15 protein-coding genes are annotated in these 15,428 nt (G+C 65.2%); 5 read left to right on the top strand and 10 right to left on the bottom strand.

Annotated elements, in window-relative coordinates; all coding sequences use genetic code 11:
• Window positions 1-25: 25 nt before the first annotated feature.
• Window positions 26-679, bottom strand: a complete 654-nt coding sequence (locus GC088_RS02760; RefSeq protein WP_323960383.1) for a hypothetical protein — start codon at window positions 677-679, stop codon at window positions 26-28.
• Between the two features lie 159 nt (window positions 680-838).
• On the opposite strand from GC088_RS02760, the gene GC088_RS02755 reads away from it, so the two are divergent.
• Genes GC088_RS02755 through GC088_RS02745 form a run of 3 tightly spaced genes read left to right on the top strand, consistent with a single transcriptional unit; the run spans window position 839 to window position 3,776 of the window.
• Complete coding sequence (locus tag GC088_RS02755) at window positions 839-1,975, top strand: type III polyketide synthase (RefSeq protein WP_323960382.1); 1,137 nt, start codon at window positions 839-841, stop codon at window positions 1,973-1,975.
• Between the two features lie 3 nt (window positions 1,976-1,978).
• Window positions 1,979-2,662, top strand: a complete 684-nt coding sequence (locus tag GC088_RS02750; protein WP_323960381.1) for a class I SAM-dependent methyltransferase — start codon at window positions 1,979-1,981, stop codon at window positions 2,660-2,662.
• On the top strand, window positions 2,655-3,776 hold the full coding sequence (locus tag GC088_RS02745) for an FAD-dependent oxidoreductase (protein WP_323960380.1): 1,122 nt from the start codon (window positions 2,655-2,657) through the stop codon (window positions 3,774-3,776). Before GC088_RS02750 ends, GC088_RS02745 begins: the two co-directional genes overlap by 8 nt.
• A gap of 39 nt (window positions 3,777-3,815) precedes the next feature.
• On the opposite strand, the gene GC088_RS02740 is transcribed toward GC088_RS02745, so the two are convergent.
• Both GC088_RS02740 and GC088_RS02735 read right to left on the bottom strand, forming a co-directional pair.
• Complete coding sequence (locus GC088_RS02740; protein WP_323960379.1) at window positions 3,816-4,442, bottom strand: FMN reductase; 627 nt, start codon at window positions 4,440-4,442, stop codon at window positions 3,816-3,818.
• 85 nt (window positions 4,443-4,527) lie between these two features.
• Complete coding sequence (locus GC088_RS02735; RefSeq protein ID WP_323960378.1) at window positions 4,528-4,731, bottom strand: hypervirulence associated TUDOR domain-containing protein; 204 nt, start codon at window positions 4,729-4,731, stop codon at window positions 4,528-4,530.
• A 131-nt stretch (window positions 4,732-4,862) separates the two neighbouring features.
• Here GC088_RS02735 and GC088_RS02730 point away from each other — a divergent pair, with 131 nt between their 5' ends.
• On the top strand, window positions 4,863-6,146 hold the full coding sequence (locus GC088_RS02730; protein WP_323960377.1) for an alpha-galactosidase: 1,284 nt from the start codon (window positions 4,863-4,865) through the stop codon (window positions 6,144-6,146).
• 133 nt (window positions 6,147-6,279) lie between these two features.
• Window positions 6,280-7,455 (top strand): lipid II:glycine glycyltransferase FemX, encoded by a 1,176-nt coding sequence (locus GC088_RS02725; protein WP_323960376.1) that lies wholly within the window; start codon window positions 6,280-6,282, stop codon window positions 7,453-7,455.
• Here the strand turns inward: GC088_RS02725 and GC088_RS02720 are convergent.
• The 7 genes from GC088_RS02720 to GC088_RS02690 form a co-directional block, all read right to left on the bottom strand.
• Window positions 7,395-7,832, bottom strand: a complete 438-nt coding sequence (locus GC088_RS02720) for a VOC family protein (RefSeq protein ID WP_323960375.1) — start codon at window positions 7,830-7,832, stop codon at window positions 7,395-7,397. The two genes, GC088_RS02725 and GC088_RS02720, sit on opposite strands and share 61 nt — an antisense overlap.
• Before the next feature lie 59 nt (window positions 7,833-7,891).
• Window positions 7,892-9,823 (bottom strand): glycoside hydrolase family 127 protein, encoded by a 1,932-nt coding sequence (locus GC088_RS02715; RefSeq protein ID WP_323960374.1) that lies wholly within the window; start codon window positions 9,821-9,823, stop codon window positions 7,892-7,894.
• Window positions 9,824-9,832: 9 nt separating this feature from the next.
• Window positions 9,833-10,843, bottom strand: a complete 1,011-nt coding sequence (locus GC088_RS02710) for an arabinan endo-1,5-alpha-L-arabinosidase (RefSeq protein ID WP_323960373.1) — start codon at window positions 10,841-10,843, stop codon at window positions 9,833-9,835.
• On the bottom strand, window positions 10,843-12,342 hold the full coding sequence (locus GC088_RS02705) for an arabinosylfuranosidase ArfA (RefSeq protein WP_323961890.1): 1,500 nt from the start codon (window positions 12,340-12,342) through the stop codon (window positions 10,843-10,845). Before GC088_RS02705 ends, GC088_RS02710 begins: the two co-directional genes overlap by 1 nt.
• Window positions 12,343-12,456: 114 nt before the next feature.
• Window positions 12,457-13,143: a YesL family protein gene (locus GC088_RS02700; protein ID WP_323960372.1), complete on the bottom strand. Its 687-nt coding sequence runs from the start codon at window positions 13,141-13,143 to the stop codon at window positions 12,457-12,459.
• 2 nt (window positions 13,144-13,145) lie between these two features.
• Complete coding sequence (locus GC088_RS02695; protein ID WP_323960371.1) at window positions 13,146-14,456, bottom strand: arabinan endo-1,5-alpha-L-arabinosidase; 1,311 nt, start codon at window positions 14,454-14,456, stop codon at window positions 13,146-13,148.
• A gap of 12 nt (window positions 14,457-14,468) precedes the next feature.
• Window positions 14,469-15,425 (bottom strand): carbohydrate ABC transporter permease, encoded by a 957-nt coding sequence (locus tag GC088_RS02690; protein WP_323960370.1) that lies wholly within the window; start codon window positions 15,423-15,425, stop codon window positions 14,469-14,471.
• Between the last annotated feature and the right edge of the window lie 3 nt (window positions 15,426-15,428).

Genomic DNA, 15,428 nt, shown 5'->3' with positions numbered 1-15,428 from the left:
CCGGAAGCCTCGGTGGGGGGGAGGACTAGGCACAGCCTTCACGCTCGAGCTTGATGACCAGCGGGTGGGTGCCCGTGAACTCCCGGCCACCGGTCGAGTAGGCGACGGTGACGCCTTGGGCAGTGCCGGCGTCTGCGTCGTCCGCGATGGAAACGCGGACCACGAGGTTGACGTAGTCGTGGGTTCCGATGGCATAGCCCGCAGCCGGAACCGGCTCAGTCGGCCCGGCCTTGGCCGGGACCTCCGCAGTAACCGGCGCCGCCGACGATCCGTGCGCTTCGTGACCTGCGCCGCCGTCGTCGTCGTGGGCTTTGTGGTGGCCCTCGCGGTTCGCCGGTGACACCTCCGCGCTCTTCAGGGTGAGCCCTGCGGAATCCTCGAGGGTGACGTCGTCGAGCGTGAAGGTTTCGAGAGCTTCGTTGTGAAGGAGCACGGTGAACTCCTGGAAGCCGATGTCCGGCTGTGTGTAGCAGAGGGTGGCGCCGTTGTCCGCGAGGTTGAGCGGGTCCTCTCCGATGTCCGGCTGAGCCTGGGTGTCCGAGGAGCTCTGCTGGAGGCTGCCCTGCTGGATACGAGGGGAATTCACGTCCAACGGGTTCTCCTCCACAGGCGCGCACCCGCATGCAGTCAGCACCATCAGGACCGCACTGCCGGCCAGGGCAGTTGATCGAAGCCCCATGATTATCCACCCTTCTGCTGTTTCCCTGTGTTCGGGGCTCCAACGAATCCGGATGGGTTTGTTCGTACAGCACGTTCTACGGTGGTGGCGTCAGACTCTCAGCAGATACTAAGCCTGCTTCATATTGTGTTGGGTTATCCCCTCACCTAAGAATGAACTATGACAGTGCTGATGAGGTCCCTTGAAACCGCCGTCCCGACCACGGTCATGATCCAGCCCCAGGTACGGGACGTTTTTGCGGCGCAGCCCGGCCTCAACCGGCTCGGCCAGCGCCTGGTCACCGCCGCATTCGACTCTTCGGGCATCGACACCCGGTACACAGCGGTGGAAGAGCTGACCCTTGAGCGCCACAGCGAGTCGCCGCTGTTCTTCGACTCGGCAACCAGAACCATCCTGAGCCCGGGCACCAAGGCCCGCAACGAGGTGTACGCGGAGGAGAGCACCAAGCTGTTCATCGAGGCAGCACAGAAGGCTCTGGATACCGCTAAGGGCGTTTCTCCCGAGGACATCACCCACGTCGTCACAGTCTCCTGCACCGGCTTCTTCAACCCCGGCCCCGACTACAAGATTGTGCGGGCACTCGGGCTCAGCCCGTCCGCCCAGCGGTTCCACCTCGGCTTCATGGGCTGTTACGCCGCCTTCCCGGCGCTGCGTGCGGCCAAGTCCTTCTGCGACGCCGACCCGAAGGCGGTTGTCCTGGTGGTCAGCGCCGAGCTTTGCTCGCTCCATGTGCGATCCTCCAACAACCCGGACACGATCGTCGGTACGTCGCTCTTCGCCGACGGTGCCGCCGCCGCGGTGATCAGCTCCCGCACAGATCTTCCGCAACCACAGGGCAGCATGCTGAGTTTGGACTTCTTCGAAACCACACTGACTCCGGTGGGCGAGGAATCGATGGCGTGGAACATCGGCGACGAAGGCTTCGAGATGGTGCTCGGAACCTATGTGCCGCACATCATCGACGACCACATCGTCGGAGCGCTTGCACCCCTGATCGAACGGGACGAGTCGCTGATCGGGTTGGAGTACAGGGACATTGAGCACTGGGCAATCCACCCGGGCGGCCGGAGCATCCTCGACAAGGTGCAGGCGAAGCTGAAGCTGAGCGACGATCAGCTCATTCCCGCCCGCGAAACCCTCCGCAACTACGGCAACATGAGCAGCGCCACCGTGATGTTCGTCCTCAAGCACATCCTGGAGCAGCCCTCGGCGGAGACAGACGAGCGCATCTGCTCGATGGCGTTCGGCCCCGGCCTCACAGTCGAAACAGCACTGCTGACCAAGACGGCCGCCTGACCGGTGTTTTTGACGCACCGCGACACAGCCGCCGTCGAGGAAATGGACAGGCCCGACTGCGACCCCGCACGACTGGACCGTACCTACCAGCAGTTCAACCTGGTGAACCGCTGCGTCGCCGGCTGGCAGCTCACCTGGGCGCGCTACATCCGGCCGGTCCTGTCGACGACGCGCACTAACACCCTGCTCGACATCGGTTCCGGCGGCGGCGACGTGCCGCGCGCCTTTGTCCGCTGGGCCCGGCGCGACGGCTTCCGGCTGGAGATCACAGCCATCGACCCCGATGAGCGCGCTCATGCTTTCGCCAGCAGCCAGCGGACGACGCCGGGACTCTCCTTCCGACGCGCCTACAGTTCCGAACTGGTCACCGAGGGAGCAACGTTCGACGTCGTTACCTCCAACCACGTGCTCCACCACCTGACGCCCGGCGAACTGGGCGGACTGCTGCATGATTCGGAACAGCTCGGCACGCGCCTTGCCCTGCACAGCGACCTGCACCGCACCCGGCTGGGGTTCGCGCTGTTCTCAGTGGGAACGCTGCCGTTGCGCGGTTCCTACATCCGCGGCGACGGACTGACCTCCATTCGCCGCAGCTACGTCGCGAACGAGCTGCGCGCCGTCGTACCTCCGGGTTGGCGGGTGGAGCGACAGATTCCCTTCCGCAACCTGTTGGTGCACCGTGCCTGACGTAGTGGTGGTGGGTGGCGGCCCAGTGGGAATTTTCGCGGCGATCCTGCTCGCTCAGGAGGGCGTGGACGTGCAGGTACTGGAGCGACGCACCGCCCGCAGTTCCCATTCGCGCGCCATCGGCATCCACCCTCCGGCCCTTGCGGCACTGGAGCAGGCGGAAGTTGCAGATCGACTGATCGCAGAAGGCGTGAAGATCCCCGGCGGCGTGGCGCGCAGCCGTGGGCGGACGGTAGCGGAGCTCTCATTCGCGAGCCTGCCCGGTAGGCACCCGTTCGTCCTTGCGATACCGCAGGAACAGACCGAACGCATCCTGTCCGGACGCCTTGCCGAACTGGCACCCGACGCACTCCGGCGCGGCGAGACCGTGGAGGCGATTCACGACGTCGGAACGCAGGTGCTCACGGTAACGAGCGGCGGCACGCACCGTTCACGGTTGGTGATCGGCGCCGACGGTGCCCGCAGCACCGTCCGCGACGCGGCCGGCATCCGGGCAGGGATCCGCCCCTACCGGGATGCGTACGTAATGGGCGATTTCCCGGACAACACCGGCGACGGCAGCACTGCAGCGCTCTACCTGGAACCGGACGGAATTGTGGAGTCTTTTCCGCTGCCGGGTTCGGTGCGCCGCTGGGTGGTGCGCATGCCCTCGCTCGTGGATTCGCCGTCGGCCCAGACGGTCGCGGGGCTGGTCCGCGAGCGCACGGGAATTCCGGTGGACACCCGGAACAACACGATGCTCAGCTCCTTCGCGGTGCGCCGGCGGATTGCGGAACGGTTTGTCCAGGGACGCATTGCCCTGATCGGCGATGCCGCGCACGAGGTATCCCCCATCGGCGGGCAGGGCATGAACCTGGGCTGGCTTGATGCGGCCCAGCTGATGCCGCTCGTTGTCGCGTCACTGGGCGGCGCGGACGTCGGACTCGGACTGCGGCGATTCAACAGCGAACGCCGGCAGGCGGCGATGACGGCCGCCCGCCAGGCACACATCAACATGCTGCTGGGGCGGCCACTGCCGCCTCCCGTTCTCACTGCACGGAACCGGGTGATGGGACGTATCGCCGCGGTGCGGTCGGTGCACGACGCCGTCGCCCGCACCTTCACGATGCACTGACAATCTCCGGCCGCTGGAGGCTCCCGCCGAAGGCTAAACCTACCGCCCCTGAACCTGCGCGAGCAGTTCCTCGAAGGGCAGGGAGGTTTCGGGGCCGCGGGGGCGGCGCGCCGTCGTTGTACCTGCAAGCATGCCGGCAAGTTCACGAGCTGCGCGGCTGGTCCGCTGGTCGAGCGCGGGAGCGCCGGTTGATCCGGCACCCCAGTCCTCGGGTCCGGCGAAGACGCCGGTCGAGACGACCCGGGCGCGCAGGTAGCTGAAGAGCGGGCGCATTGCGTGATCCAGCATGAGCGAGTGGCGGATGCTGCCTCCGGTCGCGGCAATCAGGACGGGCATGCCGTCAAGGGCGGTATTGTCCAGGACGTCGAAGAAGGACTTGAACAGGCCGCTGTAGGAGCCGGAGAAGACAGGACTGACGACGATGAGCGCATCAGCGTCGGCAACAGTCTGGAGCGCGTCGGCGAGCGCGGGCGGGGCGAAGCCGGTAACCATGTTGTTGGCAATGTCGACGGCGAGGTTGCGCAGTTCGATGATGGTGGTGTCGGCCTGGATTCCCGCTTCATGGAGCTCGCGGCGCGCGGCCTCGGCAAGCTGGTCGGCGAGCATCCTGCTCGACGACGGCGTACCCATCCCACCTGATACCACTACTACACGGCGCGTTTCCATGGCCGGTCCTCCAATTCAGGATCCCAACGCATTGATTCATGCGTTTGCATCTAGTTGAACCGTACCGGCTCCGGATTCATTCCCGCTACTTTTTGTCGAGTGCGCTTTCCTTGTGCGCCGCCTGCTTGCCGGTCTTTTCACTCTCGACGATGTAGTAGGGCTCATCCTTCGAGGCGTTGAACTTTTGACCGTCGAACGTGAACTCCTTGTCTTTCTTCTCGACGACCTTGCCGTGAGTCTTGCCCTGGGAGGTGTTCCAGCTGACCTTTGTTCCCTTGCTGAATGACATCTGACCAGCCTTTCATCCGCCCGCGTTTCGCACCACCCCTGCCGGCTCAGGTCATGTTCCGTGAATCGATACAGGGCCGGGCGGCCACGCCCCTAGACTGAGACGCGGATCACCCCCAGAAGGAGACTGCGATGAGCACTGCGCCCGATACCCGACTGGCTCCCACTCCCCCGATGGGCTGGAACAGCTGGGACTGCTTCGGCAGCTCCGTCACCGAAGAGGAAGTGGTGGCCAACGCCGAGTTCATGGCCGAACATCTCCTCCCCTACGGCTGGGATACCGTCGTCGTGGATATCCAGTGGTACGAGGCGAACGCCGAGGACACCCGGTATCCGGAAGTTTCCGAACCGGTGCTCGATGAGTGGGGCCGACAGCTGCCCGCCGTCAGCAGGTTCCCTTCGGCGTCCGGTGGAAAGGGCTTCGCACCGCTGGCCGAGCGCATCCACAGCCTCGGACTGAAGTTCGGCGTCCACATGATGCGGGGCATCCCCCGCAAGGCGGTCGAGCTGGATCTGCCGATCAAGGGCACGACGACGACGGCCGGCCAGGTGGCCGACCGCACCGACACCTGCGAGTGGAATAGCGACAACTACGGGCTCGACATGCGCCGCCCGGGCGCCCAGGAGTACTACGACTCGCAGCTGGAACTGTTCGCTGAGTGGGGCGTTGATTTCGTGAAACTCGACGACGTACTCATGCCTCCTGTCAAGACGGCCGAAATCGCGGGCTACCACCGCAGCATCGCGAAGACCGGGCGGGACATCGTGCTGAGTCTTTCGCCGGGACGTAGGCTCTCCTCCGCCTATGCCGAATTCTTCGCTGCACATTCCGAGATGTGGCGGATCTCGGATGACCTGTGGGACGACTGGTCGGCGCTGCGGGAGATGTTCCAGCGGACCGCGAGATGGGCTCCCCGACAGCGGCCGGGTGCGTGGGCGGATGCGGACATGCTGCCGCTCGGGCGGATCGGAATCCGGGCGCACGTGGGCACTGCACGCCACTCCCGGCTCAGCCTGGAAGAGCAGCGGACCATGATGTCGCTCTGGGTGCTCGCCCGCTCCCCTTTGATGATCGGCGGGCATCTTCCGGAGTCACTTCCGGAGACAGTAGACCTCTTCCGCAACCGCGAGGTCATCGAGATCCTTGAGCGCACGGAGGGCAATCGGGAGATCATCCGCGATGACAACTTCGTGGTGTGGGAGGCCTCGCACTGCGAGGGCACCGCCGAGTACCGGGGCATCTTCTGGCTTGGTGACGAGGACTCTCCGGCCGTGCGCACGTATTTGGCCGATCTCGGCCTGGCCGACTACACCTCGGGACGGGATCTGTGGAGCGGGGAGACTGTCGACGTCGTCGACGGCGCCGTGGCGCTGGACCTGCCCGCGCATGGGGTGCGGCTGCTCGCCTTCGAGTGAGGTTGTCGTCATCCCTCGCCTCAGCAGGAATCGCAGGAATGGGTCTTCGGCGCAGGTGAGTGCACCCTGAAGCGGGTATCCGTCATTTCACGAGCGCTGTAACCTTTTCCGCCCGGCGAGCAACTACCGAGGCATGACTGCATCTGGTTCTTCACAACTCTTCACATACAGCAAGCTCGACAAGAGCAGTTTCGATGCGATCGCCGAGGACTATGCCGACGTCGTCATTCCACTCGAGCAGACGCCGTACTGGGCTGACTTCGAGCACGCGCTCGGGCGTCGCCATCTAGGGATCTGGGCATATCGGGACTCCGCCGGCGAGCTGATCGCCACGGCTAGCTTCGTCCAAGTCACCCGCAGGCTGAGGCACTCCGTGGTGGCCGTGAACGGGCCCGTCTGGTACACAGAGCGCGCTCCTGAAACAGAGCGTGTGCTCTTGCAAACTGTTCGTGCGCAATTCCGCGAGCCGGGCCCGACCGGCCCCCTCTACGCTCGCATGCAGGTGGCCACCCTTCAATCCCCGGCTACCCAGCCGATCGAGTACGGGTGGTACGAACGCGAGATCCTCGTCGACCTCACTCCTGACGAGAATGACCTCCTCAAGAGTCTTGGATCAAACGCCCGCAACAGGATCGCGCGCGCGGAACGCAACGGCGTGGAGGTGCGGCAGATCCCCCGGGAACGATGGACGGACGTGTTCGCCACCCAGTTGTTCCCGATTATGCGCGAAACAGCCAACCGCGGAGGCTTCCATTCGTTCGATTCGGCTTACTACGAGACGTTCCTTGCCGTACTGGGCGGCCATGTGCGGCTCATGGTCGCCTACAAGGATGACGTTCCGCTGAGCTGGTTGATCACCACTGAGTACAGGGGGAATTCGATGTACTACTTTGCGGGCAGCACGTATCAGGCTCGATCAACCTTCGCTCCATATCTGCTCCTGTGGGAGGCCTTCAAGGTGCTCAAGGCGGCCGGAAATACCGCCTGCGGGTTGACCGGGATCGAGAGCGAGAATTATCCGAGCCTGGCGAACGTGACTGCCTTCAAAAAGAACTTTTCGAAAAACGTCGTGGTGGTACCGACCACCTACGATGTTCCTCTCTCCCGGTCCCGCTATGCATTTTTGACGAAGTTGTTGAAGGCAAGGCGGGGCGCCCTACTTTCAGCACGCGAAAACCGCCGCTCAAAGCTGCCGGCGGAAGCCGGTGTTGTGGGCAGGGTCACCGCGAAGGGGTGGCGTGGTAGCTATCAGCCCTTCTTCAAGTCCTGGGCGAGCATCACGATGATGCCGCTCGGGCCGCGCACATAGGTGAGTTTGTAGACATCGCCGTAGGTTGCCACCCCGCGCAGGGGATGGCAACCGTGCCGCGCGGCGACCTTCAGTGCCTCGTCGATGCTGTCGACGGAGAACGCGACACGGTGCATACCGATCTCGTTGGGTCGCGTGGGTTCGGTCTCGATCACGTCGGGATGGATGTACTCGAAGAGTTCCAGGCGACCATTGCCGTCCGGGGTCTGCAGCAAGGCAATTCTGGCGTGGTTGCCATCGAGCCCGACAGCGGTGTCGGCCCACTCTCCGCTGACCGTGTCGCGCCCGAGAACGGTGAGCCCGAGATCGGTGAAGAAGGCGATCGCAGCTTCCAGATCGCGGACTGCGATGCCGACATTCTCGAACTTGATGGGCATGCGCACACGCTACCAATCAGCCCGACCCGGAAGAAGTGGTAGCTCTCAGCTCGTCAGGTTCAGCCAGCTGGAATCCAGACCCGCATGCCGCCCGCTCCCCTGTTGCCCCACCGGAAATACGGCACCAGGTCCACGTCGAAGGCACTTCCCGACTCCGGTACCGCCGTGCCGGCCACCGGATAAGGATCCGACGACGACGGCGGCGCAGCGGCCGCTGAAACCGTCACCCGGGGAACGCTCAAGTCGCCGGGAACGACCGCGTCCACCGCACCGGTGATCGGCGCCTCCGACGCCCGAACCACCACATCCTCGATCACGACACCGTCCGGCAGGTCGGCCTGCTCCAACGCATAAACGATGGGGCCACGCGTAACGGCCAGGCACCCGCGGGAGGCATCGATGTGTGGGTGCGGTGCATGAAACTGAGCGGGCATATCGAGGACCAACTCAACCACTGACCCGACATCGCTCAGACGAAGGTAGCCGCCCTCATGCGTCACCTGCCGCTCCGCTCCGTCGAAGAGCAAGGTGTAGCCCTTAGCCCAGCCGGGCACCCGGAGCGACAGTGACGGCAGGGAACCGGACACCTCAACCCGAACGCGGCCATCGAACGGATACCCCGTAGTCACGGCGACCGTTGCGTTGGGGAGCCGGATGTCGGCGGATTCAAAGAGATGAAGCTGGAGGCCGCCGTCGTCGTCGGTTGTTGCCGTATAGGAGTGCAGCGACGAGAGCAGGCGTGCAAGGTTCGGCGGGCAGCAGGCGCAGTCATACCAGGGCACGCGGCCTGCTGGTGCCTGCTCATGTTCGCCGTCCCGCTCGGTCCTTACCTGCAGCGGGTTGGAGTAGAAGTACCCCGTACCGGTTGCAGACGTCGAACCGGCGACTCCGTTGTACAGCGCCCGCTCCAGTTCGTCCGCGAAACGGGACTCACCGGTGATCAGGAGCATGCGCCAGTTGAACTGGACACTCGAGATGGCCGCGCAGGTTTCGGAGTAGGCGCGGTCCGGCGGGAGCTCGAAAGGATCGCCGAACGCCTCGTCCCGATGGCGCGATCCGAGGCCGCCCGTGATGTACATCTTGCGGAAGTGGACATCGGACCAGATGCGATTCAGCGCGGCAAGAAGCTCCTCGTCGCCGTCCTCGGTGTACAGGTCCGCAACGCCCGCGGCCAGGTACAGCTGGCGGACAACATGCCCGGTGGCCCCCGGAACCTCGCGCACCGGCAAGTGATCCTGGAAGTACTGGTAGCCGAAGCGGTCCTCCCCCACGCTGTGCCGGCCGCGCTCGTCCACCATCCGCCGCGCCAGGTCCAGCCAACGGGTCTCGCCCGTGTGGCGGTACAGCTCCATGAGCGCGGTCTCGATTTCGGGGTGCCCGCAGACCGGAGGCCGCCCGCCGGATGGGAACGTGCGCTCGACGAGCTCGGCGAAACGCACGCCGATCTCCAGCAGATCGGTACGTCCGGCAGTCCGGGCCCAGGCAATGCCCGCCTGCAGCAGGTGGCCCAGGCAGTACAGTTCATGACCCCACCGCAGGTCGGAAAACTGCCGCTCCGGGGTCTGCGCGTAAAAGGAATTCAGGTAGCCGTCGTCCTGCTGCGCGCTCTTCAGCAGCGCCACGGTCTCATCGACGAAGGGCAGGAACTCCGATACGTCGCTTCGGCCTGCCTCCCAGCCAAGTGCCTCGAGCACCTTGTAGATGTCGGAGTCGGCGAAGTGGAAACCCCGAAACTTACCACCCTCGCCGTCCTTCAAATCGGCTGCGGCACGCATGTTCGGAAGCGCCCCCGAAGACTCCAGCTGCTCAACGCAGTGCCGCAGGCTCGCCTCACGGTTGGTCCGCTGCCAGGTACCCAGCATGCCGCCCTCGGCGAAGGTCACCGCCTCGAAGCTGAGCGGGCTGTAGGTGAGCCGGTCTCGGGTTCGCGGCGCGGTGGGCGTAGCGGTGGGCGTTGCGGTAGCGGTTGCAGTAGTGGAGTCGGGATTCACGATCTGTTCCTATTCCCAGCGCGCCGTGGGCCAGCCGTCGTCCCAGGTCAGTGGGACGAGGCCTAGGCGGAACGCGCCGTCGAGTGCTTCGTCGTAGTAGTGGAAAGCCAGCAGGTCGCCGGACACGGACTGCCCGCCCGGCCCCACGCGGGGTCCTTCCGTGGAAAGCAGTGGCGTCCCGCCGTCGTCGAGCATGGACACGCCGTCCCGGTCGAGGTACGGGCCCTCGATCGTCCTGGACCGGCCGACCGCCATGTTGTAGGTACTTTCCAGCCCCTGACAGCAGAAGTCCTTCGAGACGAAGAGATAGTAGTAGCCGTCGCGGGCCAGCACGTAGGGGGCCTCGATGGCGTTCGGCGGCAGCCCGCGGTCGGCGATGAGCACCGGCTCCGCCGCCGGGTCGGCGAGCTGCCCGGACGGCCACTCAAGTTCCACCAGCTGGAGCCCTCCCCAGAAAGAGCCGAAGCTCATCCAAGGCGTGCCGTTCTGGTCCTCCACGATGCCGGCGTCGATCGCGTTGAAGTTCCTTCCCTCCGAGGAAATCACTTCGCCCTGGTCGACCCACTCGTACTCGGGGTCCTCCGGGTCCAGCGTGGTGTTGGTCGCCAGGCCGATCACCGAGTCGTTGCTGCCGAACGTCGACGCCGAGTAGTAGAGGTACCAGGTTCCGTTCTTCTCGTAGAGCTCAGGCGCCCACAGATTGTCGACGCCGGGAACAGCTTCCTCGAGCCAGGCCGGCTTTTCCTGCCACACCTCACCCGCGTACTCCCAGTGCTCGCCGTCGTCCGAGCGGCGGATCTGGATGTTCCCGTCGCCAACCTGCCCGTCGCCCGTGGAGTAGACGAACCAGTTCCCGCTCGTGTTGCCGGGGGCCGATGCGGCGACGAGTGCCGGGTCGTGGGTGAAGTAGTCCCCGCTGAGGGTCAACTCCCCCTTCGGCGCGGCGCAGCCCGCCATCCCCAGTGCCAGGGCAGCAAGGGTGGCGGGCAGCGCTACAGCCCGGGACTGTGGGCGAAACACTAACCGAGCGCGATCGCCGACCAGGACACGGGAGGCAGCGTAACGGTGAGGACACCGTCGTCGAGCACGGCGCCCTGAAGCTCCTTCAGGCCCACGCGGTTCTGGTCCTGGAGGGTGTTCTTCGCGTAGACATCCTCGTCGTGCAGGGTGACGGCCTCAGTGATGATTTCGGCACCGAGCTGGCTGACGTCAATCGAGATGTCGATAGCTTCGGTCTGGCTGCGGTTCACGAGGAACAGTGCAGAGTTGCCTGCATCAACTGTGGCTACGGCGTCCACCAGGGGGGCATCCCCGTAAACCTTCGTCGAATAGGTTCCGGCGTCGATCTGCGGACGGAGGACCTCTCCCTTGGCCAGACGCGAGGTCACGGAGAAGGGGAAGAAGGTGGTCTGGCGCCAGGTGTCGCCGCCGGGCTCGGTCATGATCGGGGCGATGACGTTGACCAGCTGCGCGAGCGACGCCGACGCCACGCGGTCGTGGTTCTTCAGCAGCGTGATGAGCAGGTTGCCGAAGACCACCGCGTCAGCGACGGAGTACGTGTCCTCCAGCTGGCGGGGTGCCACGCGCCATTCGTCGTTGACCTCGTCGGAGGCCTGGTGCTCGTCGAGGTACCAAATGTTCCACTCGTCGAAGGAGAGCTTGATGGTCTTGGTCTTCTTGAGCTTGTGCTTCACGTGGTCGGCGGTGGCCACCACGGTCTCGATGAAGTACTGCATGTCCAGCGACGACGCCAGGTAGGAACCCAGGTCTCCGTTGCGCTCCTGGTAGTAGGCATGGCAGGAGATGTAGTCCACGTAGTCATAGCTCTGCTCGAGGACAACCCGCTCCCACTCGCCGAAAGTCGGCATGGAGGAACCGGAGGAGCCGCAGACCACGAGTTCGAGATCCTTGTCGGCGGTCTTCATGGCGGCCGCGGTGCGGGCTGCGATCTTGCCGTAGTCCTCCGCAGACATGTGGCCGATCTGCCACGGGCCGTCCATCTCGTTGCCCAGGCACCACATGCGGATGTTGTAGGGCTCCTTGGCGCCGTTGGCGATGCGCTGGTCACTGAGCGCAGTACCGGACGGGTGGTTCGCGTACTCGAGCAGGTCAAGCGCCGCGTCGATACCGCGGGTGCCCAGGTTGACGGCCATCATGAGCTCGGAGCCGGTGAGCTTGCACCAGCGGGCGAACTCCTCGAGGCCCACCTGGTTGGTCTCGATCGAGTGCCAGGCCAGGTCGCGGCGGACGGGACGCTGGTCGCGGGGACCGACGCCGTCTTCCCAGCGGTAGCCCGAAACGAAGTTGCCGCCGGGGTAGCGGATGGTGGTGGATCCGAGTTCCTTCACGAGTTCGATGACGTCCATGCGGAAGCCGTCCTCGTTGGCTGTGGGGTGCCCGGGCTCGTAGATGCCGTCATAGACGCAGCGTCCAAGGTGCTCAACGAAGGATCCGAAGATGCGGCGGCTGATCGGGGCAACAACGGCAGAGCGGTCGATGCGGATGGTGGTCGGAGCGATGACGGGCAGGTCGCTGTCGACGGAAGCGGGCGACGTCGCATCGCGCGAAGTAGTGGTGGTCACGAGGGTGTTCCTTATCTATCAGTGGGAAAGCAATCGGCAGAGAGGGAAGAACTAGGTGGCGGGAGTCAGCTGGCTCGACCTCCCGGCGGGTTGGCGGCGCTCGGGCGCGCCGTCGTCGTTCGGGGCAAGGGTTTCCAGCCGGTGCCCGACCAGGAGGCCCGATACCAGCAGCGGCAGGGACGCTCCCACCAGCGGCAGCAGGGCGTTCACGCTGCCCAGCAGGACCGCAACACCGGCCATCGACACCAGCCAGCTGAGCGTCATCAGCGGCGACGCGAGCGGGAGTACCAGCGCAAAGCGCCAGGTCCGCAGCACCGAATCCCGGTAGCGGGAGCAGATGACGACGGCGGCAGCCGCTGACACTGCCACCGCGCCGGAGACGACGACGGCGACCGCGCTGAGCGCGAGCTGTGCGGTCCCTGCTGCGGGATCAAGCGCCATCCCGGCGTTCAGCGCAGCCAGCAGGCCGGCAACGAGGAACAGGCTTCCCACCTTGTTCGCGTGGAGGAACGAGGCCCGGTAGGCGGTGATGAAGTCGCGGACAAGACGGTCCCCGGAGTCTCCGGCCCGCAGCCGGGCGAGGAGAACCGTGGTGGCGACAGCGCTCGGGAAGATCCCGAACACGACCAGTCCAGCCAGGGTGCCGGTCAGGAACAGCAGGTTCAGGAACACCAGTTGCATGCCGAACCGCAGCCACTCCATGACGCGTGCTGCCCAGCCGAGGTTGGTGTCGGTCATGGTCAGGCTCCCTGGGTTCCGGCGTACACCACGCCGTCGCTGTCGATACCGCTGAAGGACAGGGCGGTGCGGTTGCGCGAGAAGTCCCACGAACCGAAGACCACGGCATCGAGCTCCACGCCGCCAACGGTGAGGCGCACCTGCCGCGGCTCGCCCGCCGTGGTGACGGAGCCGTCGTCGTGCACGTCCACCGGCCGGGCCGGGGCGATGTCGGTGGAAGCGGGATCGAAGCGGACTACCCGCCAGGTGCCGCCCAGGGGCACGGGCTCCGGCAGGGTTTCCCGCTCGGGGCCCGCGTACGGCTGGGGCGAGACGACCGGCCAGCCGCCCGCCGTCGTGAAGACCCGCCGCAGCTGCACGATGTGCTGGGTGGGATCCTCGGCGAAGCGGACGTGGTGGACCATGTACTGGCCGGCCTGGTCGCCGTCGTCGACCGTAAGGATCGAGTTGTGGCCCGGGGCCAGCCAGGCCGTGTCGCCGTCGAAGCCGTAGCTGCCGAGGATCTTGGTACCCACCGTGTGCGGAACAGCGTCGACGTCGGTCAGGTCGGCGCCGTTCGCGTCGCGGTAGGGGCCGGTGACCTCGTCGGCCAGAGCCACGCGGACGTTGTAGGTGTTGAACAGCGAGTCGTAGGAAACGAAGAGAGCGTAGCGGTCATCCTCGGGGCGGTAGACCACGTAGGCGCCCTCGATCGCGCGGTCGACCTTGGTGTGCCGGCGGGCGATGCACGTTCCGAGATCACCCTCGGTCAACGCCAGGCCTGAACCGGCGTCGAGCCGCAGCGTGTGGATCCCGGAGAAGAACGATCCGTAGGTCAGCCACGGGTCACCCTTCCGGTCGAAGACGACGGCGGCGTCGATCGCGTTTTGCGTGTCCTGCCCGGCCAGGGTGCGGACCACCAAGCCGCGCTCGGTCCAGGGACCGGCGGGACTGTCTGCAACCGCAAGGCCGATGGCCGACGTGCTGGATCCGAAGGTCGACGCCGAGTAGTACATGTGCCACGTCGGCTTCCCTTCCGGGGAGGGCCAGCGGACGACGTCGGGAGCCCACAGGCCGCGGGCACCGCTCCACTCACGCGCGGCCGACGGAACTCCGTCCAGGGCGGTGCCCACGTAGGTCCAGTCCACCAGGTTGGGAGAGGAACGGACGTGCACACCGGCGGGAATGTCCTCGGAGTTGGCAACCGCGTCCGTGGAGAACATGTAGTAGGTGCCGTCGTCGTCCCTTACTACCGTGGGATCATGCGCGTGGCGGGCGCCCCAGGTTTCGGAGCCGGCGGTAGGAGCTGGCTGGAGGCTGCTGATGAGAGTCATAAGCTGTGCCTCCTAGCCCTTCGATCCGGTGAGCGCGATGGACTCGATGATCTGGCGCTGGAAGACAATGAACACAATGAGCACCGGAAGCAGCGCCACGAACGAGGCGGCCATGATCAGCGGGTAGTCGGTCTGGATGGCGTACTGGGCGTTGAAGTTCGCGATCACCAGCTGCAGGGTCTGCACCTCGGGCGAGTTCAGGTAGATGATCGGGGCCAGGTAGTCGTTCCACACCGCCATGAACCACAGGATGAACTGAGCAGCGATGGCGGGCTTGATGACCGGGAAGATCAGGCGGAAGAAGATCTGCAGGAAGGATGCGCCGTCGATCCTGGCCGCCTCGATGATGGAATCCGGAACCGATGAAAGGTACTGGCGCAGGAAGAAGATCATGATGATGTTGCCGAAGATAAAGGGGACGATCAGCGGCAGGAGCGTATCCACCCAGCCGATCGAGGCGAACATGGTGAACTGCGGGATCATCAGCGTGGGGAACGGAACCATCAGGGCGGCGAGCTGGCTGAGGAACAGCACATTCTTGTACGGCATGCGCATCTTGGCGAAGGCAAACGCTGCCAGCGCCGAGAAGAGCGTGCCCACAACGGTCACGGTGCACGCGATGATCAGGCTGTTCTGGATGCCGCTGAGCAGCGGGCCCGCCGTCCAGATCCGGACGTAGTTATCCCAGACGAACGGGTCGGGAATCCACTGCGGCGGAAGGGAGAAGACACCTTCTCGGGTCTTCAGCGAGGTCGAGAAGGTCCAGAGCAGCGGCGCGATCATGATGACCGCACCGAGCGACAGGATGACGGTCACGAGGATGTTGCCGAGCCGGTGCCGCTTCTCTGCGACCGACGGCGGATTGGCGGCATCTGCAGGAGCGGACGCGGGACGTGTGGACCGTCGTCCGGGCAGTCCGGATTCCGGCTTGAGCGGCGGCGGGGAAGGAAGAACGCGTTGGGAGGACATGGT

Origin of the sequence: Arthrobacter sp. JZ12 (assembly GCF_035189165.1) — a bacterium.
GTDB lineage: Bacteria > Actinomycetota > Actinomycetes > Actinomycetales > Micrococcaceae > Arthrobacter_D.
This window is presented reverse-complemented; position numbering and strand designations above follow the sequence as displayed.

Coding starts and splice junctions, on each gene's coding strand:
- GC088_RS02755 (WP_323960382.1), top strand. CDS start 839: ATGACAGTGCTGATGAGGTCCCTTGAAACCGCCGTCCCGACCACGGTC.
- GC088_RS02735 (WP_323960378.1), bottom strand. CDS start 4,731: ATGTCATTCAGCAAGGGAACAAAGGTCAGCTGGAACACCTCCCAGGGC.
- GC088_RS02730 (WP_323960377.1), top strand. CDS start 4,863: ATGAGCACTGCGCCCGATACCCGACTGGCTCCCACTCCCCCGATGGGC.
- GC088_RS02695 (WP_323960371.1), bottom strand. CDS start 14,456: ATGACTCTCATCAGCAGCCTCCAGCCAGCTCCTACCGCCGGCTCCGAA.
- GC088_RS02740 (WP_323960379.1), bottom strand. CDS start 4,442: ATGGAAACGCGCCGTGTAGTAGTGGTATCAGGTGGGATGGGTACGCCG.
- GC088_RS02720 (WP_323960375.1), bottom strand. CDS start 7,832: ATGCCCATCAAGTTCGAGAATGTCGGCATCGCAGTCCGCGATCTGGAA.
- GC088_RS02760 (WP_323960383.1), bottom strand. CDS start 679: ATGGGGCTTCGATCAACTGCCCTGGCCGGCAGTGCGGTCCTGATGGTG.
- GC088_RS02700 (WP_323960372.1), bottom strand. CDS start 13,143: ATGACCGACACCAACCTCGGCTGGGCAGCACGCGTCATGGAGTGGCTG.
- GC088_RS02690 (WP_323960370.1), bottom strand. CDS start 15,425: ATGTCCTCCCAACGCGTTCTTCCTTCCCCGCCGCCGCTCAAGCCGGAA.
- GC088_RS02725 (WP_323960376.1), top strand. CDS start 6,280: ATGACTGCATCTGGTTCTTCACAACTCTTCACATACAGCAAGCTCGAC.